We start from the raw sequence: 23,617 nt of genomic DNA on the forward strand, positions 1-23,617 counted from the left end.
TCACAGCAAGACCGAAAAAGAGGGGAGCATTCTACTCGCTGTGCAGGGCCGCATAAATCGACTCGGCGAGCTTTTTGCTGATGCCTGGCGCCTTGGCGATCTCCTCGATACTGGCGCGGCTCAATTCCTGCAACCCACCGAAATGCTTGAGCAGCTCGCGCCGACGCTTCGGTCCTACCCCCGCCACCTCTTCCAGACTGGAGGTCCGACGGGCCTTGCCGCGTCGCGCACGGTGGCCGGTGATGGCAAAGCGGTGCGCCTCGTCGCGAATCTGCTGGATCAGGTGCAACGCAGGCGCATCGGCCGGCAGGGTGAATTCGTTCTCCGGGCCGTTGAGGTAAAGCGTCTCGAAGCCCGGCTTGCGGGTCACGCCCTTGGCCACACCGAGCAGGATGAGTTCCGGCACTGCCAGCTCCTGCAGCACCTCCCGTGCCATGGCCAGCTGGCCTTTGCCGCCGTCCACCAGCAGTACGTCCGGCAACTTGCCCTCTCCATCCTTCAGCTTGCTGAAGCGTCGGGTCAGCGCCTGGTGCATCGCGGCATAGTCGTCGCCGGCGGTCACGCCCTCGATGTTGTAGCGGCGGTAGTCGGACTTGAGCGCCCCTTCCGGGCCAAACACCACGCAGGATGCGACGGTCGCCTCGCCGCTGGAATGGCTGATGTCGTAGCACTCCAGCCGCTGCGGCGGCTCTGCCAGGCCGAGCACCTCGCCGAGCGCTTCGAACTTGTCCGCCATGTGCTGGCGGTTGGCCAAGCGCGCTGCAAGGGCCTGCTCGGCGTTGGTGACCGCCAGTTGTTGCCAGCGAGCGCGGTTGGTCCGCACCCGGTGGCTGATGCTGAGTTCGCGCCCGCGTGATTCGGCGATGGCTTCGATCAGCGTCGGGAAATCCTCATGGACGGTATTGACGATCAGCTCCTGCGGCAGATCGCGCTCATGGCTACCCAGGTAGTACTGCGCAATGAAGGCCACCAGCACATCCCCCACCTCTTCCTCGATCGCCACCTGCGGAAAGAAGTTCTTGCTGCCCAGCACACGCCCACCCCGGACGCTGATGAGATGCACACAGGCGCCCCCCGGGTTGACGATGGCGGCAACCACATCGACATCGCCGGTGCCCCCCTCGATGCTCTGCTGGTCCTGCACGCGCCGCAGCATCGACACCTGGTCGCGCAACTCGGCAGCCCGCTCGAACTCCAGGTTCATCGCCGCCTGCTCCATGCTGCTGGTCAGCTCGGCCGCCAGGGCATTGCTCCGCCCTTCCAGGAACATCACGGAATGGCGCACGTCCTCGGCGTACTCGTTCGCCTCGACCAGGCCGACACACGGCCCTTTGCAGCGCTTGATCTGGTATTGCAGGCATGGCCGGGTGCGGTTGCGGAAGTAGCTGTCCTCGCACTGGCGCACGAGAAACGCCTTCTGCAGCAGGTTCAGGCTTTCACGGATGGCCCCCGCGCTGGGATAAGGCCCGAAGTAGCGCCCCTTCTGCTTCTTCGCCCCGCGATGGATGCTCAGCCGCGGGAACTCGCCATCGGAGAGGTGCACATAGGGATAGGACTTATCGTCCCGCAGCAGGATGTTGTAAGGCGGCCGCCATTCCTTGATGAGCGTCTGCTCCAGCAGCAGCGCTTCCGTCTCGTTTGCGGTGATGGTGGTCTCGACCTGCGCGATGCGGGCCACCAGGGCGGCCGTCTTGGGCGCCAGGCCGGTCTTGCGGAAGTAACTGGCAAGACGCTTCTTGAGGTTCTTGGCCTTGCCGACATAAAGCAGCTTGCCGCCCTCGTCGAACATCCGGTAAACCCCCGGACGCCCGCTGCAGGCGGCAAGAAAATCACTTGCATCGAATGTGGGTTGCATCAGTTGACGGCATCCACCATGCCGTGGCGAACCGCCAGTAGAGCCAACTCGACATCGCTGGAGATGGAGAGCTTGTCGAAGATCCGGTAGCGGTAGGTGTTCACCGTCTTAGGCGACAGGCACAGCTTGTCGGAAATGGTCTGGACCTTCTGACAGTTCGCGATCATCAGCGCGATCTGGATTTCCCGCTCCGATAACAGGTCGAACGGCGAACCGCTTGTCTGCGGCTGGAAGGACTTCAGCGCCAACTGCTGGGCAATCTGCGGGCAGATGTAGCGCTGCCCGGCGAAGACCTGGCGAATCGCCTGGACCATCTCTTCAAGCGCAGCGCCCTTGGTGAGGTAGCCCGCCGCACCGGCCTGCAGCAGCCGGGTAGGAAACGGGTCCTCTTCGCACACCGTCACCGCCACCACCTTCAGATCGGGGTAGCTGCGCAGCAGCTTGCGCGTCGCCTCGAGACCGCCGATGCCGGGCATCTTCACATCCATCAGCACCACGTCGGGCTTGAGCTCGCGCGTCTTCTTCAGCGCTTCCTCGCCGCTCTCGGCCTGTCCCACCACCTGCAGCCCATCGATGTCCGAGAGCATGCGGCTGATGCCTGTTCTAACCAGATCGTGGTCATCGACCACCAGTACCCTAATCAAGCGACACCTCGCAGTGCACCGCCCGCCAACTGGGGAGCGTCACATGGAAAGGCCGATACATTAGCAAGTCGGAGCGCTCAGACCTAGCGCGACCGCCACCGTCAAATCACAAGCGCCAGGAAAACATAAGCAGCAAGGACTGACAATCGAGTCCGCCTATCACCCCCGAAGGGGTCCGCCGTAGCGCGCGCCCTCACCAAAGGGAAAATCACCCCCGGAACTTCAGCGTAGGACGCCCTGACAGGGCGAGTCAGGCGCCTTGACGACCGGCTACGGGCAGACCGGAAACTGCCGAAGCGCCGAGCGCAGAAATCGTCTATCGCCATGCCATCGCGCTTTAGGAAATGAAGAGACCGACGGGCGCCCCAAAATCACGGCTGTCAATAAAGCAAGAGCAAAGCCATTGGAAGCGCAGCCACGAAAGGGCCAGCGTTGCCCGGCCGGCAACATCATCGCCGCAAGGTACCGGCGAGCCGCCACCGCAGAGCCATGACACAGTAACTGAAGTGGCTGGGGGCACATCGAGAACTACGCCATCGACTTCTGAAAAGAAAACCCGCAGCGCCTCGATAGACCCGAGCCGCTGCCGATTGACACCCCCTTCCCCACCCCCTAACGTTGCTGCGCTGCCCAACCTGGGCAGTCGGGATTGGCGTCCCGCACAAGGGAAGGAGCATGGCTAAAGCCAGGCTCCTGGCATGGTCGCACCCAAGTTATGGGAGGGCCGTGCAGGGCATCTTCGGATGCACCGGTTCTCTTGACGGTACGCCAACCTGCACGGCCCGCCCTCCCTGATTGGCGTCAGGACGCGGTTTCTCGTCCTCCAAGAGATAACGACACCATGCCCACCTCATTCCTACATGCTCCTGGCGATCTCCGTCACCTGACCCTCTACGAAGCGGCCTATATGCGCCAACGCGCCTTGCTCGGCATGCTCGGCTTCCTGTCCAACATTCCCGACCACGGCACGCCATCACCCGAACTGCTGGGCGGCGCATTCGCCTGCCTGGAGTACCTCGCCGAAGATGCCGCCCGGCTCTATGAGGCCGCTCAGGACGAAGCGAAGAATCACACGATAGGCTGACCAAGTCAGCCTCATCTGGCACCCGCGCCGACGGCGACCAGCACCGCGACCTGGTGGCCGACGGCGGCGACAACCTCAAAGACCGACGCACTGCGCGCCGCCCGCAACGAGTGGAGCCACCTGCAGCGCCAGCCTCAGCTACAGACTGGCCAAGGACTGGCCGGCCCCATCCCAGAACTCACCTACACCCTGCTGGGCGTAAAGACGCGATCAACGTCATCGTCTGGCAGCCGCAACGTGCAACACAGCCTCACCGCCAGCGGCGGCTACACCACCAGCCTGGAGTTGGAGAGCAAACTGCCCGAAGACCTGGTGGACGCGCTGTACGAGGACGTGCCCGGCGACTACAACAGCGTGATCGCCTACTAACGGGTCAAGAAGACGGGGAAGGAAGCCAGCGTCACCGCCGGCGACCAGGAGAAGCCCAAACGCCTGCGGCACCTGTATGCGAGCAAGGCGAATGCGAAAAGGGCAGTGGAGCGGGAGTATCAGAAGCTCCGCGAGCGCAGAATCTGACGGACGCTAACCCTCGACCGGTAACTTCCTGTCCCAAGCCTGGTCACAACTTGCGTCAGTCTTGAAGGAGGATCCACCACTATGGATTACGAGGTACGTCGCGCGAGCATTGAAGATGCGGAAGCCATCAGCACCGTCATTATCGCGGCCTTGCGGGAGTCCAACACACGGGACTACCCGCCGGAAGTCATCGTACAGGTCGAGACCAGCTTCTCCCCTGCCAATGTCAAAGACCTCATGGCGAAGCGCTGGGTGTTCGTCGCATCTTTCGACGGGCAGTTGGTGGCTACCGCCAGCTTGCACGGCACAGCGGTAAGAAGCGTCTTCGTTTCCCCTCAGCATCAAGGACGGGGAGTTAGGCGCATGCTGATGGATGTAATCCATGCCAGGGCCGCCAGCGCGGGCATCAAAGCACTGCGCGTTCCGTCCTCCATCACCGCAGAGGGCTTCTACAGGACTTTGGGCTACGAGAAGATCCGCGACGAGCTCCACGGCGAGGAGTGCACCATCGTGATGGAAAAATCCCTCTCGGCCGAGCCTGTCACAACACCTCCCGAATCTCCCCCCACCGATTCACATATCCCGGCGACTTGAGCGCCTGCCTCGCCCTTGCGCCTCCCTGGTGGCCACCTACGCCTGCGCGGGTCCTATCTGATCACTACCGAGGACGGCCGCAGGCTGACCAGCAGCATGCTGCGCAACCGGCCCGACGAGGCCAGGCGCCAGGCGATTGCGAAGGCGCAGAAGGGAGACGACGAAGGGCTGGCGGCCGCAATTCGTATGTTCCAGTTCCGGGACATCCGGCCCAAGACAGCCAGCGAGATCACCGACCCGAAGGACGCGAGCCGGCTTCTTGGGCACACCGGAGAGGAGCTGACGGAGCGCGTCTATCGCCGGGTTGGGGCCATCGCCAAGCCCTCGAAATAGTCAGAGTTTGGGAACGAATTCCGAAAAGTTTCGGAACACCGAGCCGGAAACTGACGGCAACGCGCAGCGAATACCGCCGACATGAAATGAAAAAGCCCTGATAAATCAGGGCTTTGAATATGGCGGAAGCGGTGAGATTCGAACTCACGGACAGTTTCCCATCGGCGGTTTTCAAGTCCGCCACAGGATTGCAGGAATTTAGCGCCTTTGGCATCTATATCAGTCCCAAAATCGACTCGATACCTAGTGCTATGTAACCCGCGTCATTACTGAATACCGGCTCCGAGTTCTTGGACCGGTTTTCCTCCCTCCACGCCCGTTCTGGGCACCCTCTCCCATTCCTTTTGTCTACCCTCTAACAGCCCAAATCCCACAGGTACCGACCATGTGCGGCCGAGTCGTCCAAGCAATGTCTTGGAGCGAGATCCACCACCTGCTGAACATCCACAGCGAGCCGCCGGCCCAGGCGGAGCCTCGCTACAACGTCGCGCCCACCACCCAGGTGCATATGGTGCTGCCGCTCGAAGCAAGTGGACGGCTGGCGCCGGTGCGCTGGGGATGGCGGCCACACTGGGCGCAGGACCGAGCCGCACCGATCAACGCCCGGGCCGAGAAGGTCGCACATGGTCCGTTCTTCAGGGCTATCTGGCCGCACCGCATGCTGTGCCCCATCTCGGGCTGGTACGAGTGGGTGGACGAGGGAGGCCCAAAGAAACAGCCGTACTACATCCGCAGGCGTGACGGGAACCCTACTTTCTGCGCCTCCATCGGCCAGGTGCACGACGAGCCCCAGGATGACGACGGCTTCGTGATCATCACCGCCGATGCCCTGGGCGGCATGGTGGACGTGCACGACCGCCGGCCGGTGGCGTTCGCACCGGAGCTGGCCCGGGAGTGGCTGGACCCGGCCACGCCCAAGGAGCGCGCCGAGGAGATGATGCGCCAGGGAGAGGGGCCGGAGGCATTCGAGTGGTACCGCGTCGACCGCGCCGTGGGCAATGTGCGCAACCAGGGGCCGCAACTGATCGAGCCCCTGCCCTCGCCTCTCATCTGAGGCCACTGGCGAGAACCGGGGCGCTAGCTACATACTGGATGCATATCCAGTTATGTTGTCGGCGCCATGCACCTCCAGATCGACGAACGGTTGCGGCAGTACCAAGCCGCATTTCGCTACCCCACCCAAATTTACGGCGACCCGGAGCGCTGGCGGCGCCAGCAGTTACAGGCGGCAGACGAACTGCTGCGGGATGGAGTGATTGAGGCGCCCGAATACCTGGACATGCGGGACGAGGTGCTGGCCGTTCACACCCACGCAGTCGAGCGCACGGCAGGGGACGCGCTGGAGATGGCCGGTGTATATGCCGTACTGGATGCATCCAATGGCGGCCCGGTTGGGCGCCTGGAGCGCCGATTCCTCAGCGCCGGTACCCGGCCAGAGCTGAACCACCTCACAGCACTGCATGATGCGAATGGTCAGCTGCAGCTGATGCGTGACCGGCGCGACCCGGTGGGCCCGGTGTACGGCCTGGAGTTCCACCACCAGAACGGCAGCCGCTACCAGTTTCGGCCGCTCGGCTTTTTCCACCTGGGCCGCATCGTGCCCCTCATCACCGACCCGGATCACCACCAGGTGGTGGCAGCGCTGCTGCTGGCTGCGATCGAGGCAGGCGATCAGTTGCAGGTGGAGCTGTACAGAAAGCGCCTGAGATGGTCGGAATTTCGCACCTGCCCGGCATGCAGCGGTAGATTCTCTCTCCGCGAGGATTGCCCCAGCTGCAACGGGATAGGCCTCACCGAACGGTCACTCCCCCCTAGCTGGAAGGCGCCACCGTGCTCCACTCCGCAAGGTCCTATCCAGCCCCTCCTACTGCCAAGCCCGAAGTGATAGCCTCCGCCCCGTGTAGGATGGAGTCTCACAATGAAACCTCGCCGCCTGGCCCCCCTCTTTGCTGCCCTGGCTTTCACATCGGGCGCCGCCCTTGCTGACGTCACCAAGGTTGCTGACTGCTCGACGCCTGCAGGGTGCTTCCTGATATCCGGTGAAATCACCGATGCCGATGCCACCGCCCTCGCGCAGATTTCCCAATTCCTGGACGGACGCAAACTCAGCCGGCCGGCCATTACGCTGAACTCGCACGGTGGAAGTGTCGACGCTGCGATCGCTGCCGGCCGAACGATTCGCCAGATGAGGGCCTGGGTGAGCGTCCCATCCAAGGGGCATTGCCTCAGCGCCTGCGTCTTTCTGCTCGCGGGCGGGGCGACGCGACTAGTCAGCGGGGAAGTCGGCATCCATCGCCCCTACACGCCTCAGATAGGGCAGCTCGACATTCAGCAAATCCAAGAGAACTACCGCGCTACCCAGGACAAAGCAAAGGAGTTCCTGCGGGACATGAACCTGTCCGACAGGCTTTACGATGCCATGGTGCAAGTTCCTTCGGAGCAGATGCGGATCCTTGACTTCAACGAACTGGAGTACTTCGGTCTCAACCGTGGCGACCCAGTAGAAGACGAGTACGTCGACTCTGCCAGCGCTGCAAAGTACGGGATCAACAAAGCCGAATACCTGAAGCGAAAGGCTGTCGCCGACAAATGCCCCAACGTCGTCGAGACCTTCGATGCCTGCGTGGAGCACGTCTTCAGTACCGGGTACCTACCCTCCCAGAAGCCGCAGCAGGACAGCACCATGGAAGCCGTGCTCGCCCAGGCCTACCGGGATTTTCCCTTCCTCGACCACACCAGGCCGTATGCCTACCGCCCGGCTATCGACGAGGTGGTCAAGGTGCGTGACGCACTCATAGCCAAGGGCTACAGCGGCGCCGATGCGATACGTGAGGCAGTCCGGCAGGTGGGGCCCAAGTACGCTGGCAAGGCCGCTACAGCGAATGGAGATGGCGCCGCGCTGGCAGCTGTACTGCGGGAGGCTTACGCCCGTTATCCCTTCCTCGATTACGAGCGGCCCGATGCGAACCAGGCAGCGATTGACGAGGTGTTGCAGGTCCGCAACGCACTGATGGCGCAAGGCTACGGCGCGGCGGAGGCAATAAGGGCTGCTGTTAACCAAGTTGGTCCGAAGTACACCAACGCCTCAAGGAACAATTAGAGCAAGAACACATGGACGTAAAGCTTCGAACCCATTACGACAACCTACACATCACTGAAAACGCAAGCCAGGAAGTCGTAAAGGCTGCCTACAAAGCCCTTGCGCAAAAATGGCACCCTGACAAACACCCAAGCAATAGAGTAAAGGCCGAGCGGTACTTTAAAATCATCACCCGCGCTTTTGAGGTGCTCTCCGATCCGAAGGCAAGGGCGGAGTATGACGCATGGTTAAAAAAACAGCGCGATAATCTTGATGGCGACCCCAAAGAAAAGAGTGCTGCCGACAATCACTCGCCGGAGCCTCCTGTACAAAATCACGGCAAGCAAGACAGTCACCCTGCGCACCCGTGGCGTCGCTTCTTTGCGCGTTTCGTTGATACATTGATCTTCACTTCGGCATCGATATTATTTATCTCTTTCATAAACCACTTATTCGGCCAAAATATCAATGATTATCTTGGCGACTCCCCATTGAAGTGGTTTGTTATCGGGGCAGTAGGCACGATCATCATCGAAGCGTTCTGTGTACGCAAAGCCTCCACGACCCCTGGAAAATTCATTTTCGGCATCTACATCACAGACGAGCACGGCAACAAGCCCGGTGCAAATGAGGCACTTGAGAGGAGCTTGTTGGCGAACCTGATTGGCCAAGGCGCCTGCATACCTTTTGCCGGAATAATCACTTACCCAATCAGTTATTTTTTACTTAAAAAAAATGGTCTCACCCCCTGGGATAGTAAGGCCGGAACCCGAGTTGCCTGTAGACCTCTCTCAAGTGGACGCTGGGCGCTATGCATCACCGCTTCTGTTGTCGCCGTGTTAATGAACGGGGTTTTATTTAATCTGCGAGAATCCGCCTGGATGGATCATTTAATAAGTAAACGGGAAGCCTCATTGGCTGAGCGCGATCGTCCTCCTGTGTCTTCTGGCACCACATACGGCTCCCCACAGCAGGACGATGAATATGATGTCGACGTTGCTATTCAGCTTGGCATTGCATACCGCAATTTCCCTTTCTTGGATCACACCAAACCCTACGCCAACCAGGCAGCGATCGCTGAAGTCATTCAGGTTCGCAACTCGCTAATAGCGAAAGGCTACAGCGTCGCCGATGCGATCCGTATTGCTGTCAACCAGGTAGGCCCAAAGTACGCGAAGTAGGTTCATCCAGGCCGAGCACGAGCTGCATCTGCTCCCGCCAGTACTCCACTTCCCGCTTCAGTGGGGATTTCTCGACCCGCCAGGCTGCCAACCCCTTGCCGTGAAGGCTTGCAAGAGCTTTGCGCTCTGCAAAGACAGCGCTGGCTCGCTCGAACTCCTGCAGCGGCTCGGCCTCACCACGCAGCAGTGCATCAATGTGAAGGTCGCACCAGACCGCGAAGTCCACATTCAGCCAGCGAGCGAACGCAACGGCCAGTTTCGGGTGAAGCCAGGTACCGCCGCCATTGGCTGCTGCGCCCCTGCGAGTCACGACCAAACCCGCGCAGTTGCTCAATTCGGGGCGGAAACCGGATTTGCCACCCTGGACTTTCTTGCTCTGCTTACGCTCGACCATCTTGGGCTCAAACGGGATGCCAAGGTGCTTGGCAAGGGCGCGCATGTAGCATTCAGTTTCATGAAGCCGCAGCCAATCTCGCGGTTCCTGGCCAAATACGGCCGCCGCCGCTGTGGCATTGATCCATCCATCGCGGTTGAAACGGATAGCCTGCCCTTGGTAATGAAACGGAATGACGTTGTTCATCGGTTTCTCCCTCCGCCTAGAAGAAGGGTCAGCAGGCAGGGGCGTAGGCGGGAGTAGACCATCCCTTTTCGGTAGCGAACCTAGCCTGCTGCGGCCTGCAGAGAGGCCGACCTGGTTGCCCAAGCCCGCTCGACGCTATGTCACTGGCGTGCCTGGGCAACCCCCTTTTTCAGCCCGCTGCCCGCCCCCGCTCGTCCGCCAGTTGCGCAGCCCGGTTCCGGGTCGCGTTCAGCTGCTTCAGCAGTTCCGCCTTCTCCGCCGCGCCCAGTGACCGATCATTCGTCACGGCCTTGATGCGCTGGTTGATGGCGGTGATCTGCCGGTTGGCGGCCTGGTAGACCGGCCGCAGCTTCAGCATCTCATTACCAGCCAGCTGCTGCAGACGCTCCAGATCCCCCACCTTCCGTGCCTCGCCGGCCGAGGCGTAGAGCTGGTCGATCTGATGCTGCATCTCGTAGAAGCGGGTCAGGTACTTGCTGCCACTGCCCGGGTCGGCTGCCTTCACGAAGTCCCCGAACAGCGTCCAGTTGTCCGGGTTGGTCAGGTCGCTCTTCGGATTCGACGGGAGATCAGTGATGCCGCGAGTCAGGTAGTCGGCGGTGTTCAGCGCCTGGGTGCCGAGCCACCCAAAGTAGCCGCGCACCAGGTGCTCAATCCGCTGCGGCGAGATCCCGGTCAACTGCCCGGCGGCCACGGCCGACGCGCTGGTCCTGGCGGTGTAGCGCTCCTCCGCCGGCAGCCGCTCCTGGCCCATGCTATCGATCGGGCGGTCGCGGAAGCTATCGTAGTTAAAAGCGGCTTCCATCAGGGGCTTGAAGGCCTGCGGTACCGGGCTCATGGAAAGCTGGTTCCACAACAGCGAGCCAGCCGTGCTGGCGAAGTCGCCGGCCTGGTAGTCGTCCCCGGAGAGTGCCAGCTCCGTCAACCGCTCGGCCACCGACCCCATGACCCCGACCTCGAAGGGCTTGGGCAGGTACAGCGCCTTCTCGGTACCCGGGATACGTACCCACCAGTAGGTGTCGCGGACCCAGTCCGGCAGCTGCTTGAACTCCTCGTCGTCCTTGTTGAGCAGGAACAGCAGGGTCGAGGCCATGGCCACCGCGCCGGCGACTGCCAGGAAGCGGCGCGGATCTGCCGAGGCACCGCGCCCCAGCTTGTACATCCCCTGCAGGCGGGCGTTCATGAACGGCACGATCTGCGTCAGGAAGCGCACGCTGGCCCACTTGCCCGCCGAGGTGAAATCCATCAGGTCACGGGCGGCGTAGCTGGCCTCCAGGTGGCTTTTGCCCTCGGCGCGCAGCTTCTCGTAGAGGGCCGCACGGTTGACCGTCTCCAGTCGGTCGCCGATCTCCTGGTACTTGTCCCAGGCACTGCGCAGCGCCTTGGCAGCCTTGGCGGGGGTGTTGAGGATCTGGCTGGAGTCGACACCCCGACTGATCAGGCGCTTCGCGTAGGTGGCCTGGTCGCCATCGTTCAACGAGCCAAACCGCACAGCGCCGCCGCCGGCCAGCAGCCGGTGCAGCGTGGGGCTGTCCTTGCCGGTTCCCTTCCAGCCCGCGGCCATGTTCTTCAGCGGGTTGTAGCCCAGGTCGTTGGCGGCGATCGAGGAGATGCTGTCACGTAGCAGGTTGCGGGCGCGGAACGCGGGGCTGCTGGTGACCCCCACGGTCAGCGCATGCTTGAAGGAACGCATAGCCTTCATGGCCGGGTTGTTCCAGTCCTGGTGATTCAGCATCGTCAGTGCGTCCAGCACCAGGGGATCGTCCACCAGGTAGTGCCGCTCCTTGCCGTTGACCATTACCCGAAGGCTGCCCTTCTCCGCCTCGCGCACGCGGGTGGCGATGTTCATCTGCTCGGCAGCCTGCAGCGCCTTGTTCGCCGCCATGTTCTTCATGGATGCCGAGAGCAGGTGCGACCAGTTGGCCAGGGTGTTGGCCATCAGGTCGCCCAACGGCTCCTTGCCGCCCTTGAGCTTCTTGAAGGCCTTCTGCCCGGTCAGCCCGCCGATCTGGCCAGGGCCGGCGGTACCATCCCCCTCCTCCATCACCCGATAGAACGGGACGTAGAACTCGCTTTCCCAGAGCTTACGGCTGCTGCCGTCGATCAGGCCGGCCTGCTCGGCCACGTCCATCACCGCCTTCTGGTAGGCGTTGAAATGCTTGAGCACGTCGCGGTAGACCACCGCGCGGCTGCGGCCATCGTCCATGGTGCCCTGGTTGAGCGAGCGCAGCGCTGCGATGTCATCCGGGGTGAAGAGGTTCTCGCGCCCCTCCTGGGCCAGCTTCTCGGCGCGGTTGCCGGCGATCCAGGCGAAGAAGAGATCGTGCTCTCCCTTCAGCTCCGCCAACACCCCACGCAAGCCCTGGCCGTCCGCCTCTACGTCCAGCGCCCCGTCGGTGATCGTTGGCCGGCCATGGAAGAAGGTGGCCTCCAGCGCTCCGTCCGTGCCTTTGGACAGGCGAGCCTGCATGTAGGCGGCCTGGTCCAGCTTGGCGATCGGCGCGAACTGGTCGAACACGCCCTGGATGACTTTCTCCTTCCAGCGCTCGGACAGCGCTCGCGCGGTCTTGGCCAGCGGTTCCTGTCGGATGAAGGCGCCGATCTTGCCGAGCGCATCCCGCTGGGCCGAGGTGGCGTGCTCCGGGAAACGCACCTCACCACGGTTGGTCACCTGGTCGAAGAAGTCGGCCGCCCGTTGGCTTGCGCGGCTATACCGCACGTCACCCGCCTCCTTGCCAATGTCCTCCGGACGCAGTACCTTTTTGCCGAGCCGATGTTTTGGTCCCGCTTTGGGCAATTGGAGCCCTCTAGCCTTGGACCAAGCATCGGCTTTTTTATTGTCCACGTATCGCAGCAAGCCGGTCTCCATCCACTGCCTGATGAAGCCTGTGCTGTCCTTGGCGTGGATGCTGGCGATCCGGTTCACGGTGACCCTTTCCGCGCGGTTCATGTGCACCGCCACCACCACCGAGCGCCCACGGCTCGCCGTCTCCACCAGCGCCACCAGGCCGTCCGGCGCAGTAGCGGAATCGAACACCATCACCGGCTCGCCGAGTGCAGCCAGGGCGGCCTTCACATCCCTGGGCGTCAGGCTGTGCTTGTCCACGGCCTTCCACAGCGTGTCTTCGGTGATGTTGATCGGTGCATCGGCAGCCCCCAGTGCCTTCAGCACGTCAGGCGTTCCGCCGAGGGACAGGGGCTTGGTGAGTGTCTTGCCCCTGAAGACTTCGTCGATTTCCTTCTCCAGCGTAGCGGGGAGCCCCGTTCCAGGCTCCCGGGAGTAGGTCTGTACCAGCGCGCCGGTGCCCTTGTCCCCGCCCTTCTCGATGAAGCGCCGCGCAGTGCCCAGCAGGGCCGCGATGTCCTGGTCGGTCCAACGCACCTTGAACCCGATGTCGCGCAGCGCATTGCGGACAGCAGCAACCAGCCTCGGCCAGAAGCGCTGCTCAGTCAGGCGGCCAGCAGCGGCGAGGTCGGCCAGGACCTCCTCCATAGCCAACGCCTTGTCGTAGCCGAACCGATCGCGCAGGCGATCAGCCGACGAACGCAGAGCTGGATGCTCCTTGTAGATGCTGAGCAACAGCGGACTCAGCCGCTTGCCGAAGGCTCCCTGCAGGCCGGCATGGCCGATTACTTCGTGCTGGAGAACAAATGCAGCATGCTGCAGGCTGGTGAGGTTGTCGGCGATGAGGTAGACGCCCTTTGGATCGTAGAGTCCTTCGGCATCAAGAGCACCATCGCGCTTCACCTGCTGGCGGAGCCGCGGCGGAAGGTCATCAATTGACTGGACGACATTGACCTGAGGAGCATTTTTCCAGCCGGCAACCATCCCACCAATCGACCTGGCCAGTGTTTCGGCACGAACCTTTCTGACCCTCGGAGCCGCCATGCGATAGGCGCCACGGGAATAATTGGTGTTGGCCCCCTGCTGTTCTACGCGATTGAAACCTTCGCGCTCCAGCGCTGCCCTGACCTTTTCGCCTGCCGCCTTGCCCTTGAACTGCTGCACATCGTCAGGGCCCCATTCGACCTGGAAACCCTTGGCAGTAGGCGTAACGGTGGCGCGGACGGCCCCGTGCCGGCCATGCTGATATTCACCCGCTACGCTGGCGTCGCCTTGCTGCGCCGAGGCTGCAGCCTCCGGCACTTCATTCAGTGCACGCTGTCCGTCGGCCCCCGCAGCTGCAGGAGGAACACCAGCTCCGCTTTCCACTGGCTGGACTGCGGGAGCTTGCGGCGTTGCTTCAGCATTCGGTACTCCTGCCGGGTCAGTCGGCTGGAACGGCGCAGCACCCTGATCGCCTGCTGCTCGCTCATCAACAGGCCCTGTCCCACTATCAACATATGCACGCTCCTGTACGGGGCGCCGCTGCACCGCCCACTGCCGGCTACCGGTTTTCACCACCTCGAACTCGTCGGGCAGCGGCAGACTCCTCAGCGCCTTGTTGGCGCCGGGCACGCTCTTGTAGGCGGTTGCGGTGACCTGTTGCTCTACCTTTGCGCCAGCGAGCGCCCGAGTCGCCATCGCCCGGCTTGCGCCCGTCCGCTCTGCCAGGGCCTTGGCGTCCAGCGCACCCTGTGCCTGGCGCGCCTGCTGCAGCACTTCGCTGAACACCGGCCGCTGTGCCGGCTGCGCCTGCCTGTCCATGCCCGCGCCAAAGCTCGGCCCCTGGTCCTCCACTGGCCTTGGGGTGGGCACCCGGGCGAACGACGCCTGACCACTGGGGTCCACCACCACCGCCTCCGGGCGCAGATCCGGCAGGCCGGGGTAGATCGGGCTGGCGTCGAAGGTCCGCACCGCCATGGGCGGGGTTTCCCGGACGGCCGGCGGCGGCGCCTGGATCAGCTCACCGGACAACGGCACCACGCCGCGCGGCACAGGCTGATCGATCCCGCCACCGCCGAAGGGCGAACGAGGCTGGGCCTGCTCACGACCCGGCACCGGGCGCTGTTCCCTGTCCACGTCACGTACCGGGCCGGTGTCGCGAATGGTGCCGCTGGAGTCTCCGTAGAGCACCGGGTCAGGCGCGGGCAAGGCCGCCAGCGGTGCTGGCCCAGGAAGGAGCGCAGCGGAGCGGCTGATCGGGCCCGCCGGTTCCGGAGTGGGCGGCTGGGCTGCCGGCGAGGCAGGTGCCTGCAGGGCACGCTGGGCAATGCGCCCCGCAGCATCGACGCCACCGCCGAGAATGCCGCCGCCTATACCGCCCAGAATGGCCGCGTTCAACAGCTCGCTCCGGCCTTCCGCGTTGAACGCCTCCTGGCTGGGGTCGACGCGCTGCACTGCCAGGCGCTCGACAGCCGTCTGCCCTGCCTCCGTTGCGGCCTCGGTTGCGGCCTGCTGCCCTGCGGCACGCAGGAGCCCTTTGCTGGGCCGCATCGCCTTGGAGAGCAGGCCCAGTTCCGGGACCACATCCAGTGCGCCCGCGGCGGCTCCATAGGCGAGGGCGGTGCCTGGGGCGTATTGCCCGGTCTTCTCGTAGATGTCGCCGTAGATGATGCCCTGCTCCGTCCCAATGGACGTGCCCGCCAGCCCGGCCTGGATGCCTCGCTCGGTCATCTCGCGCGCAGCAACCTGGCCTGCGCGCTCTGCTGCCGCACGCTCCAGCCCCTGGGCGATCCCCCCTTTGACGATCCCCTCAGCAGCCGATCGGCCCGCCACCCGTGCCGCCGCCCCGCCGATGCCGCCGCCCGCGATCGAGCTGGCGGCGAACGGCACCAGTTGGCCCAGCCCTTGTGCCGCGTAGAGTCCGGCATCCTTCAGGCTGCCCACGTCCTCGACTCGCTGGACGAGGGCGGGGTTCTGCTGTGCTTCATCCTGATTGCGCAGGTAGCCTGCGATCCCCCAGTCACGCAGCCCGGGCTCGGCCACTACATCGCCAACCACACCCGCCAGGCCGTACAGCGAGCCCTGGAGTGCGTCAACGCCGGAGGCAATCCCCTTGCCGAACTCGCCGCTGAGCGTGGCTTGCTTGCGCGCCATCCTGCTCTGAATGTCAGCAAGCGCATCGTAATCGTCAGCCATTGGTAACCTCCGGGACGGGAGGCAGCCTGAGAGCGGCTCTCTGTTCGTTGATCTTTCTAATTTTCGCGGGATCTTTCGCCACAGCCCTTGCAGCTTCGATGCTGCTCTCATCGAAAGAAGCTAGCTGTTCAGGCGTCATAGCCTGGGCCTGCTGGCCACCATCGATACGGGTACTGGTGCCCTTGATCAGGTCCACCAGCATCGGACTCTTGATCGCCTGGCCGGTGGCCGGATCGACTGTCTCGCCGATGCTGACCATGCGCTGATCCTTGAGCGGGGTGGTCATCTGCAAGTAGGTCTCCCGCAGCAGAGCCCGCTCTTCTGGCGATCTGTTCGGATCGTCCAACCCTGCAAGCAGCCCGTTGAGCCGCTCCTGCTTCTGCAACTCCAGCCCGCGCGCCGCAATCTGTTGCTCAGTGGCTTGCCGCTGCAGCTGGTTGTTGAAGAACTGGTCCAGCCCCCCAGCGATACCGCCTGCCTGCCGGGCCTCCAGCTTCGCTTGCTGCTGGCGATCCCAGTTGGCACTGGCAACGCGCTCGGCCTGCTGCTGGTCAAGGCCACGGCCACGGGTGGAGTCACCGACGATGGAGAGTCCACCGCCGGCGTTGTCACGACGGGTCTGCCGAATGATCTCCGCCGCGGCCAGGTTGCGCTGCATGCCCTCGGCGCCACCGCTCATGATGCTGAGCGTACCGATGCCATCGCCGATGCCGCCCCCGGCCTTGCCCTTGGCACCTGCCACGTCGTTGGGGTCGTTGGAGAACTCCATGACACCGTTGGCGCCGCGCCGGCCGACGACGCCAGCAATGCCGGTTTCGCCGAAGCCGCCGATTCCATTGGGCGCAGCCTTCACGGGCTCTGCTGCGGGCAGAGAAATTCCCTCCTCAGAGGGAGGCTGCACCGGCTTCTGGGCGACCGATGTCGGTGACGACCCTCCAATACCTTTAGGATGGGGAGTCGAGGGGTCGGAGCCATCACGGCGGGTGGCACCCAAGGTCGTCAGCGCGACATCGCCAGCAGCCCGGCCTGTTCTGCTGAGCTGCTCAACGCCAGTGTCGAACTGACGAAAAGCGGTATCACGATGCCATGTAGAGCCCCCTGGCAGGGAGTTAGGATCACCGCCCGCAATCGAGGTGATGGCGTTTCGCGTCCAGTCCAAGGGGGCTGCCACTAAGCCATAAAGCGCCCCGACGTTGGTGTTCACCAGGCCGGTTGCGTAGTCGCTGACGCCCTCTGCGACACCTCTCAGCAGGCTCCTATCTTTCGGCTGCTCTTGTTGAACTGGCGCACCGCCAATACCCCCCTGGGGAATCCCCTTCATAACGGGTTGTTCGTATTGAGCCTGCATGGCCTTGGCTCGCGCGGGGTTGCCAGACACCGGACTATCGCCGATACCGTATCGCTGTTCCGGAGGCGGCGGCTGATAGCCTTGGATGCCACCATCAATGCGCAACGGCGAAGGCTTGGTCTGTGCCTGAGAGTCACGCGAGAGCAAGCCCCCGTCCATACGCATCGGGTCCGGGAGTTTGAAAGGTGCAGACGGCGCCCCGATGGGCATGATGCCGGGCAAAGGCGAAATGCCTTTAGACTTCTGGGTAGCGAGCGGCGTATCGCCAGCGATCGAGCCGGGTTTGTACGGATTCTGAATAGCCATGTGGGGTGCTCCCTGGGGTGGATGCACCCGACGCTATGTCACCGGACGGAATGGGCAAGCCCTACACGACTTCGACGGCGCGCCTCATGTTCGTCCAGAAAACCGGTACCGGCGGGGTCTCGAAGGAAAGCAGCAGCGTGCTCATCGTCGAGTCGAAGAAGTAGTCATCCGGATTCGCGGCCACCCCCGACGCATTGATCATGTCCGTGGTGGTGCACACGGGGGCCGAGGTGTAGGTCTGGCTGGTGAGCGTGGTACCGGTCAGGGTACCGCCCGAAGTGAAGGTGTCGAAGCTCGCCTCGCCGATCTGCCCCTTGGTGACCTGGTAGCCGGACATCATCATCTGGCCGCCGTCGGCGAATGGCGCGCCGATGGCAACGCCCACGAACAGGTTGGCGGTGCCGTCGTTGCTGCGGTCGGCATTGCGGAAGACGCAGTAGTCGAATGCGCCCATCACATGCGGGATCAGCCCGGTGTACCAGTTGTAGTGATCCTGCTCGACATAGGGCCAGGTGACGCTGCCGGCGTACTGCGGCCCCTGCTGCAGGTCGATCACGGTGCCGAACGGCGGAGCCGCCAGGTCGAAGCTCAGCACGTAGGCGTGCTGGTTGGTGTTTCCGCGCGTCACGTAGAGGATGCGGATGGTGGTGCCGGCCCTGGAGATCGCGACGGGGTAGTGGTTGCCGTTCACTGCCAGCCCTGCGAGCTGGATGCTCGGGCCGCCCTCCTCGGCGTCCGGCTCGGAAACATACACGTAGACACTGGAGGCGATGACGAACCGGCCATCCTCGAGGGGCATCACCAGGCATGGGCCATTGGTCCAGGTGACACCGAACTGCAGGATATCGCCCTGGTCGGGCGGGTTGGTGTCGATATCCGCCAGGTAGGTCCCGATCGGGTCAGCCGTCTGTGGGTCACCGGTCACGAAAAGGTCCTGCCGTCCGATCATGCTGAGCATCCTGGGCGCGAGCACCGCCGGATAGCGCCGCTGCACGTCCGGCGAACCAGGCGAGCGGGTCAGCACGAGGTGGCCCGGGGCATCCACCCCGATGCCGTACATCGCGAACATGGGATAGATCATGGCTTACCCCGTGGTGATCTCGGCGACCAGCGCCGAACCCGCGTTGGATGCGGAGCTGGCCACATCGGTGAATCCGCGCACAGCCTGTGCCAGGGCCTCAGCCGGGCGGTTGCTGGAAAAGGCGGCGATCTTGTTGCGGTCGATGCCCATGGCCGCGTCGATGCCGGTCTCGGCCGCGCGCAGGCGCAGCTGCTCGAAACCCAATTCGACGTTGTAGTAGCTGCTCAGGGCCTGGTAGAGGGCAGCCTGCGCCTGGGCGCGGATGCGGGCGCGCTCGATGTCCTTGTCAGGAATCGACAGCCAGGAGACGTAGAAGGCGCGGAGCGTGTCCATGACGCCCAACTTGAGCTTGATGGCCTGCTCCTCGGCGAACTTCAGCAGGTCCAGCTTCAGCTCGGCCATTCGTGCCGTCTCGGTACGGTTGACGTCGGCGATCGCCTGGCCGGCGCGCTGCTCCGCTTCGCTCACCAGACGAACGGCGACCCCCGGCGGTAGCGTGAAGCCGCGCTCGGAGAACGCCGCCAGGACCCCTTGCGTCTCGGTGCTGGCCGCACGGTAGGCACGATCGCGGGCCTCATGCCACAGGGCGTCGATCACCGCGCCGCTGTCGCCGAACGGGTCGCTGCCGCTGATGATCTTGCACAGCCACTGCTCCGGCTTGTCGCGCAGGCAGGCGGTCAGCTCCGGGAAGTACTTGCCCAGCCACTTCTCGGTTTCGGCATCGAGCCGGATCAGCTCGGAGTTCGTCTGATCGACGCCCGGGAACAGGTCGCTCATGGTCGGCGGCGGCGCCAGGTTCGGCTTGTCGACCTGAAAGTCGAACGCATGTGCCAGCAGGTCAGGTACCACGGAGCCGGTGATGCGGGACGCGGTTTCCCGCGCCGACCGCAAGGTGCTCTCGACGGTACCCTGCAGGCGGGTGACGGCATCTTCTACGGAAGCCATGGGGTCAGTCCTCCAGAATGGCGGCGCCGCCCCTGGTCGAGGCCAGCAGGGGGCTACCGAGGTAGTAGGCTCCGGCGCGCGGCCGGGGGAAGGTGAGGTAGTCGCTCCAGGTCCTGCCGCTGTCCCTGCTGATGCGCACAGCGTTTTCCGTCTCGACGGTGGCGAAGAGCACGGCCTCGAGGACGGTGTTGCCGGCGGCATCGAACACGGTCCGCTGCATGCAGCTGATGTGCACCGGGAACTGGTGTTGCACTGCTGGCTGATGGCTGAACCCGATTGCCGAGCGCAGGCCGGCGCGCCCGGTGCGCAGATCGAACACTGCCAGGTGCACAGGGCTGGCTACGCCGGTACCGAAGTCCTGCCAGGCCTCATAGCAGACGAAGGCAACCTCGTACTTGCTGATCGGCACGAACATCGGAGCCAAGGGCCACAGCTTGTAGCTGCCCGTCGGCGGCATCAGCACGGGACTGGTACCGGAGGAAAAGACCGGGATCGTCGGCCCTTGAATGCCAGCGCCCAGCTCCTCGAAACGGACCTGGTACACCACCGCCGGGAGTTCCTGGCCAGCGGCGTCCAGCAGGGTGACCGAGAACTCCAGTCTTCCGGACGCCAGGTCGGCGGGCATGAAGGGGCCCTCACCCAGGCTGAAGATGCCGGCACGGTTGCCCTCCATCCGCCAGGTCACCTCGACCAGCGCCCCCGGGAGGGGAATGGTGGCCACCGGGTTGACCGCATGGACCCGGGCTTCATCCAGATGCCCAGCCACCCAGACGTCGTAGGGCCTGCGCCTGCCCGGGCTGGTTGGATCGGCGCTGTCCCACACTTCGTGCGTCAGCTCGGCCACCAGGAAGTCACCGTCGAGGCCAACCTCGAAACGCACGGTGGCAGCGCCCCCGGCGTCGACGTACTCGAAATCCCAGCCTGCGCCTGGGTCGGAGAGGGTCGCGTTGAGCGCGCAGAGCCTGGCGTTCACCACGAAGCGCCCATTGAACCAGGCAACGCCGAGGGCATCGGTCCAGTTGGGTCGGCTGCCGCCGGCCGGCACAACGCGCCCGCCCGCCTCCCAGGCATCCCAGAATGCAGACCAGGCATTCTGCGGCGCCTCGAAGGGCGAGCTGATGGAGCGCCGGGGCCTGGCCAGCCAGGGGCCATTGTGGAAGAAGTCCACGCTGTGCTCATCCGGTGACCAGAGCTTGCTCCAAGCGACAGTCGCTGGCAGCTCTCCGGCGGCCGCGCCCTGGTAGTTCAGCAGCAGGAACAGCAGCGCGCTGTTGCCCCAGCTGTGCGCGGCGTCCGGGTCAACGTTCGTCACCACGGGCAGGACCAGCAGGGTCCACGGCCCGGTGGATGCCGATGCACCCTGCATCCCCTGGTACTCGAAGGACATGTAGCCCAGGTTGGTCCTGGCGAGCAGTTGGTAGCCGGGGGCGTACTGCTCGATGATCGACTCTGCCAGCCAGTAGCCGGGAAGTGCCTCGGATCTGGGGTAGGCCTGGACACCGCTGTACACCAGAGACCCAGCAGGCACCTGGTCGGCGGAGTCGTAGGGATAGCTGCTGCCCGGCGCCGGGTAGACCCGCAGGGCGTGCGCCCGGATGACGTCGCGGTGCACGGTGCTGTAGGACCTCCACAGGAAGGCCTGCTGCCAGGGCGCGAGCGGCCCCTGCTGTGTTGGGTCGAAACCCAGGGCGACGAACTTGGGGACCACAGTCTTCGGCTCCACGTCCTCGTAGCCCAGCGGGGCGGATGCCAATCCGATGCGGCTGTCGAACTGGTCGCGGGGGCCGGTCGGGTAGGCATTCCCTCGGTCGTCCAGCCGCGCATCGAAGACCAGCAGTTGCCCCGGCGGGTCGATGATCACTGCCGTGGCGGAGGCCCCATTGCGCGTGGCGCGGATCAGGTAGCCGTCGATGATCTCGGAGTTCGACTGCCGGTTGAACCGGACCAGGCGCAAGGCCAGGCGCTTCGCACGGTCCAGCAGGTAGGTCCCCGACACGCACAGCGACTTGGCGTTGACGATGGCCATCAGGAGAGCCTCCGGCTGGACGCTGCGACCGATGTTTCGACGGTGGCCAGTTCCGCCTGGCTGGCCGCGTAGATCTTCAGCTTCAGGCGCCAGGATCGCCCGGTGACCCCCTTGGCCGTGGTGGCGCGCAGGGTAGGCTCGCGGGAGACGACCTTGTAGGTATGCTCGGCGCCGTCGTCAGCGCGCAGCACGGCCAGCACCTGGCCGTCCGTGCAGAGCCCGAAGTACACGGCATCCACTCGCTTGAGCTGGTTGGTCCCGTAGTCGGTGGCACCGAAGTCCACCTGCATGTCGACGGTGTCGCCGTCGTCATCGCCCGGCGCGATCCGGTAGATCCCGTCCTCCCGCACACCGAACGAGCCGTAGGGCGTGCGCCCGATCGCCAGGAAGTCGAAGTTGCTGTAGCGCGTGATGGCGCCGGTGAGGATGTTGGAGGCGTACTGGATGCCCTCCAGCTGCGGGATGTTGGACTGGGTGCTCACCAGCACTTGGTCAGCGAAGGCCAGGTCGACATCGCCCTGCTCTGCCATCAGGCTGCCGGCGAAGATGGTCTCGAACCACTCCAGGCCCTCGGTGATCTCCACCTCCAGCAGCACGCCGTCGCCGACGGTCACGGTCGAGATGAAGCTGGCCTGCAGGTCGGCGCCGAGCGAGAACGTGTCTCGCACCAGGACCGGCTCGACGAACTGGGCCGAGCTGCTGTCTAGCCAGGGCGCGTAGCCGATGCCGATATAGCCGCCTCGGTAGACGCCCACGCCCAGGGCGTAGCCATGTTCCCCGCCTACGCCCTGGGCGGCGGCTGCCACACCGGACCCGCGACCGACGCCGCCGCTGATGACTCGACCGGTACCGAGCGGCTTCGGTCCGTACCCCACGCCGTAGGAGAAGGAGATCTCGGGGAACCCGGCGCGCCCATCGCCCTGGTAGCCGCCCCGGTAGACGCCGACGCCCTGCGCGTAAGCGCGGTCGCCGCCGATGCCCAGGTAGCCGCCACGGAATGTCCCGACACCGCCATTGGCGGCGGGCGTCGCCTGGCCCTCGATGCCGATGTCGACGGCGGCGCTGGAGTGGTTCAGCGTGTGGCCGACCGCGCTGCTCTGGATACCGACACGACCGGACGCCGAGCTGTACCGCCGATCGCCAACGCGGCCGAGTGCGTAGCCGCTGACGCCCACACGCCCTTCCGCCCGGGGGCGCCGGTCGAAGCTGGCCGTGATGCCAACCCGCCCGGATGCCGTGCCGAAGCTGTAGTTGGCCAGCAACGGGTCTTCAACGAAGTCGCCGGCCGCGTAGAGGGAGACGTCGAGCCGCGCGAAACCGGTGCTCCGGGTTGGACTGGTGCGGACCACCACCCCATCCACCAGGTACTGCACGATCCCCTTGGACCTGGCCACGCGCAGGACCGGGCGGGCCGACAGTGGCGTGGCCACCGACTGCACCACCACGCCGTCTTCGAAGATGTCCAGGGCACCCTGATGGCCGTAGAACGCATGGCTGCAATCGGCCGGGCTCACGGTGTCGGAACGGCTGTTCAACCCCACCACCGCGCCAATGGAGTTGGGACCGATGATGAACTGGGCGTAGCCGTCGCCAAGCAGGCCGCCGATGGACTGGCCACCACTGTTCCAGCCGGGCAGCGCGTCGTACACCACCTTGGGCGGCACCGCAGGAACAGCAGGCGTGGCTGGGTAGCAGCGCTTCTCGTAGTACCACACCAGCGGCCCACCCGCGCCGCCGGCCCCGACGAACATGTCGCGGATCTCCGGCGGCACGCCGACCACCTTCGGGCCGTAGAGCGGACGTCCTGACGCATCAATGCCAACCTCACCGTAGTAGGTGTTCCCCAGCTTCTGCTGGGTGAGCATCTGGGTCAGGCTGGCCATCAGCTGCAGGTTGTTCGCATAGGCGCCAAAGTCGGAGAAGACCGGGACGTCTACGCAATACGCAGAGATCGCCGGCACCCCCGGCGTCCCGGGGATGTTGCGCACCGCCGGGACTTTACTCAGCCGGTTGGCCATGGCCG

Annotated in this window: 16 protein-coding genes and 1 pseudogene; 8 read left to right on the plus strand and 9 right to left on the minus strand. The window is 64.3% G+C overall.

Annotated features, from left to right (window positions below):
* Positions 1 to 31: 31 nt before the first annotated feature.
* Complete coding sequence (gene uvrC, locus A9G05_RS11910) at positions 32 to 1,855, minus strand: excinuclease ABC subunit UvrC (RefSeq protein ID WP_069561179.1); 1,824 nt, start codon at positions 1,853 to 1,855, stop codon at positions 32 to 34.
* Positions 1,855 to 2,499, minus strand: a complete 645-nt coding sequence (uvrY, locus tag A9G05_RS11915; RefSeq protein WP_069561180.1) for a UvrY/SirA/GacA family response regulator transcription factor — start codon at positions 2,497 to 2,499, stop codon at positions 1,855 to 1,857. Before uvrY ends, uvrC begins: the two co-directional genes overlap by 1 nt.
* Positions 2,500 to 3,340: 841 nt before the next feature.
* Between uvrY and A9G05_RS11920 the strand changes: the two genes are divergently transcribed.
* The 8 genes and pseudogenes from A9G05_RS11920 to A9G05_RS26555 all read left to right on the plus strand — a co-directional run bounded on the left by A9G05_RS11920 (position 3,341) and on the right by A9G05_RS26555 (position 9,286).
* A complete protein-coding gene (locus A9G05_RS11920; RefSeq protein ID WP_069561181.1) occupies positions 3,341 to 3,583 on the plus strand; it encodes a hypothetical protein in 243 nt (80 codons plus the stop codon).
* A 237-nt stretch (positions 3,584 to 3,820) separates the two neighbouring features.
* Positions 3,821 to 3,952 (plus strand): hypothetical protein, encoded by a 132-nt coding sequence (locus A9G05_RS28430; RefSeq protein ID WP_338135439.1) that lies wholly within the window; start codon positions 3,821 to 3,823, stop codon positions 3,950 to 3,952.
* Positions 3,953 to 4,180: 228 nt separating this feature from the next.
* Complete coding sequence (locus A9G05_RS11925; RefSeq protein ID WP_069561182.1) at positions 4,181 to 4,693, plus strand: GNAT family N-acetyltransferase; 513 nt, start codon at positions 4,181 to 4,183, stop codon at positions 4,691 to 4,693.
* A gap of 42 nt (positions 4,694 to 4,735) precedes the next feature.
* Positions 4,736 to 5,026, plus strand: a pseudogene (locus tag A9G05_RS11930) (integrase); the annotation flags it as partial.
* A 385-nt stretch (positions 5,027 to 5,411) separates the two neighbouring features.
* Complete coding sequence (locus A9G05_RS11935; RefSeq protein ID WP_069561184.1) at positions 5,412 to 6,080, plus strand: SOS response-associated peptidase; 669 nt, start codon at positions 5,412 to 5,414, stop codon at positions 6,078 to 6,080.
* A gap of 66 nt (positions 6,081 to 6,146) precedes the next feature.
* On the plus strand, positions 6,147 to 6,911 hold the full coding sequence (locus tag A9G05_RS11940; protein ID WP_069561185.1) for a hypothetical protein: 765 nt from the start codon (positions 6,147 to 6,149) through the stop codon (positions 6,909 to 6,911).
* 33 nt (positions 6,912 to 6,944) lie between these two features.
* Positions 6,945 to 8,126 (plus strand): ATP-dependent Clp protease proteolytic subunit, encoded by a 1,182-nt coding sequence (locus A9G05_RS11945; RefSeq protein WP_069561186.1) that lies wholly within the window; start codon positions 6,945 to 6,947, stop codon positions 8,124 to 8,126.
* A gap of 11 nt (positions 8,127 to 8,137) precedes the next feature.
* Positions 8,138 to 9,286 carry a DnaJ domain-containing protein gene (locus tag A9G05_RS26555; RefSeq protein ID WP_083272553.1) on the plus strand — a complete coding sequence of 383 codons (1,149 nt, stop codon included), beginning with the start codon at positions 8,138 to 8,140 and terminating at the stop codon, positions 9,284 to 9,286.
* On the opposite strand, the gene A9G05_RS11950 is transcribed toward A9G05_RS26555, so the two are convergent.
* From A9G05_RS11950 to A9G05_RS11995, 7 genes are all read right to left on the minus strand, one after another.
* On the minus strand, positions 9,255 to 9,866 hold the full coding sequence (locus tag A9G05_RS11950) for a KilA-N domain-containing protein (protein WP_069561187.1): 612 nt from the start codon (positions 9,864 to 9,866) through the stop codon (positions 9,255 to 9,257). The two genes, A9G05_RS26555 and A9G05_RS11950, sit on opposite strands and share 32 nt — an antisense overlap.
* Positions 9,867 to 10,035: 169 nt before the next feature.
* Entirely contained in the window at positions 10,036 to 15,888 is a 5,853-nt protein-coding gene (locus tag A9G05_RS27225) for an LPD38 domain-containing protein (RefSeq protein ID WP_139131137.1), read from the minus strand.
* Entirely contained in the window at positions 15,881 to 17,542 is a 1,662-nt protein-coding gene (locus A9G05_RS11975; RefSeq protein WP_069561192.1) for a hypothetical protein, read from the minus strand. The genes A9G05_RS27225 and A9G05_RS11975 overlap by 8 nt, the downstream gene beginning before the upstream one ends.
* 61 nt (positions 17,543 to 17,603) lie before the next feature.
* A complete protein-coding gene (locus A9G05_RS11980) occupies positions 17,604 to 18,623 on the minus strand; it encodes a hypothetical protein (protein WP_139131138.1) in 1,020 nt (339 codons plus the stop codon).
* A 3-nt stretch (positions 18,624 to 18,626) separates the two neighbouring features.
* Positions 18,627 to 19,568, minus strand: coding sequence for a hypothetical protein (locus A9G05_RS11985; RefSeq protein WP_069561194.1), 942 nt, complete (start codon positions 19,566 to 19,568; stop codon positions 18,627 to 18,629).
* Positions 19,569 to 19,572: 4 nt separating this feature from the next.
* Entirely contained in the window at positions 19,573 to 21,594 is a 2,022-nt protein-coding gene (locus A9G05_RS11990) for a hypothetical protein (RefSeq protein WP_069561195.1), read from the minus strand.
* The gene (locus A9G05_RS11995; protein WP_069561196.1) at positions 21,594 to 23,612 is read right to left on the minus strand and encodes a hypothetical protein; all 2,019 of its coding nucleotides are present in this window, start codon (positions 23,610 to 23,612) and stop codon (positions 21,594 to 21,596) included. Before A9G05_RS11995 ends, A9G05_RS11990 begins: the two co-directional genes overlap by 1 nt.
* Positions 23,613 to 23,617 lie beyond the last annotated feature (5 nt).

Origin of the sequence: Pseudomonas sp. ENNP23 (assembly GCF_001728945.1) — a bacterium.
Lineage (GTDB): Bacteria > Pseudomonadota > Gammaproteobacteria > Pseudomonadales > Pseudomonadaceae > Metapseudomonas > Metapseudomonas otitidis.

Coding starts and splice junctions, on each gene's coding strand:
- A9G05_RS11940 (WP_069561185.1), top strand. CDS start 6,147: ATGCACCTCCAGATCGACGAACGGTTGCGGCAGTACCAAGCCGCATTT.
- A9G05_RS11980 (WP_139131138.1), bottom strand. CDS start 18,623: ATGATCTATCCCATGTTCGCGATGTACGGCATCGGGGTGGATGCCCCG.
- uvrC (WP_069561179.1), bottom strand. CDS start 1,855: ATGCAACCCACATTCGATGCAAGTGATTTTCTTGCCGCCTGCAGCGGG.
- A9G05_RS11925 (WP_069561182.1), top strand. CDS start 4,181: ATGGATTACGAGGTACGTCGCGCGAGCATTGAAGATGCGGAAGCCATC.
- A9G05_RS11945 (WP_069561186.1), top strand. CDS start 6,945: ATGAAACCTCGCCGCCTGGCCCCCCTCTTTGCTGCCCTGGCTTTCACA.
- A9G05_RS11935 (WP_069561184.1), top strand. CDS start 5,412: ATGTGCGGCCGAGTCGTCCAAGCAATGTCTTGGAGCGAGATCCACCAC.
- A9G05_RS11950 (WP_069561187.1), bottom strand. CDS start 9,866: ATGAACAACGTCATTCCGTTTCATTACCAAGGGCAGGCTATCCGTTTC.
- A9G05_RS11985 (WP_069561194.1), bottom strand. CDS start 19,568: ATGGCTTCCGTAGAAGATGCCGTCACCCGCCTGCAGGGTACCGTCGAG.
- A9G05_RS11990 (WP_069561195.1), bottom strand. CDS start 21,594: ATGGCCATCGTCAACGCCAAGTCGCTGTGCGTGTCGGGGACCTACCTG.
- A9G05_RS11920 (WP_069561181.1), top strand. CDS start 3,341: ATGCCCACCTCATTCCTACATGCTCCTGGCGATCTCCGTCACCTGACC.
- A9G05_RS26555 (WP_083272553.1), top strand. CDS start 8,138: ATGGACGTAAAGCTTCGAACCCATTACGACAACCTACACATCACTGAA.
- A9G05_RS27225 (WP_139131137.1), bottom strand. CDS start 15,888: ATGGCTGACGATTACGATGCGCTTGCTGACATTCAGAGCAGGATGGCG.
- A9G05_RS11995 (WP_069561196.1), bottom strand. CDS start 23,612: ATGGCCAACCGGCTGAGTAAAGTCCCGGCGGTGCGCAACATCCCCGGG.
- A9G05_RS11975 (WP_069561192.1), bottom strand. CDS start 17,542: ATGGCTATTCAGAATCCGTACAAACCCGGCTCGATCGCTGGCGATACG.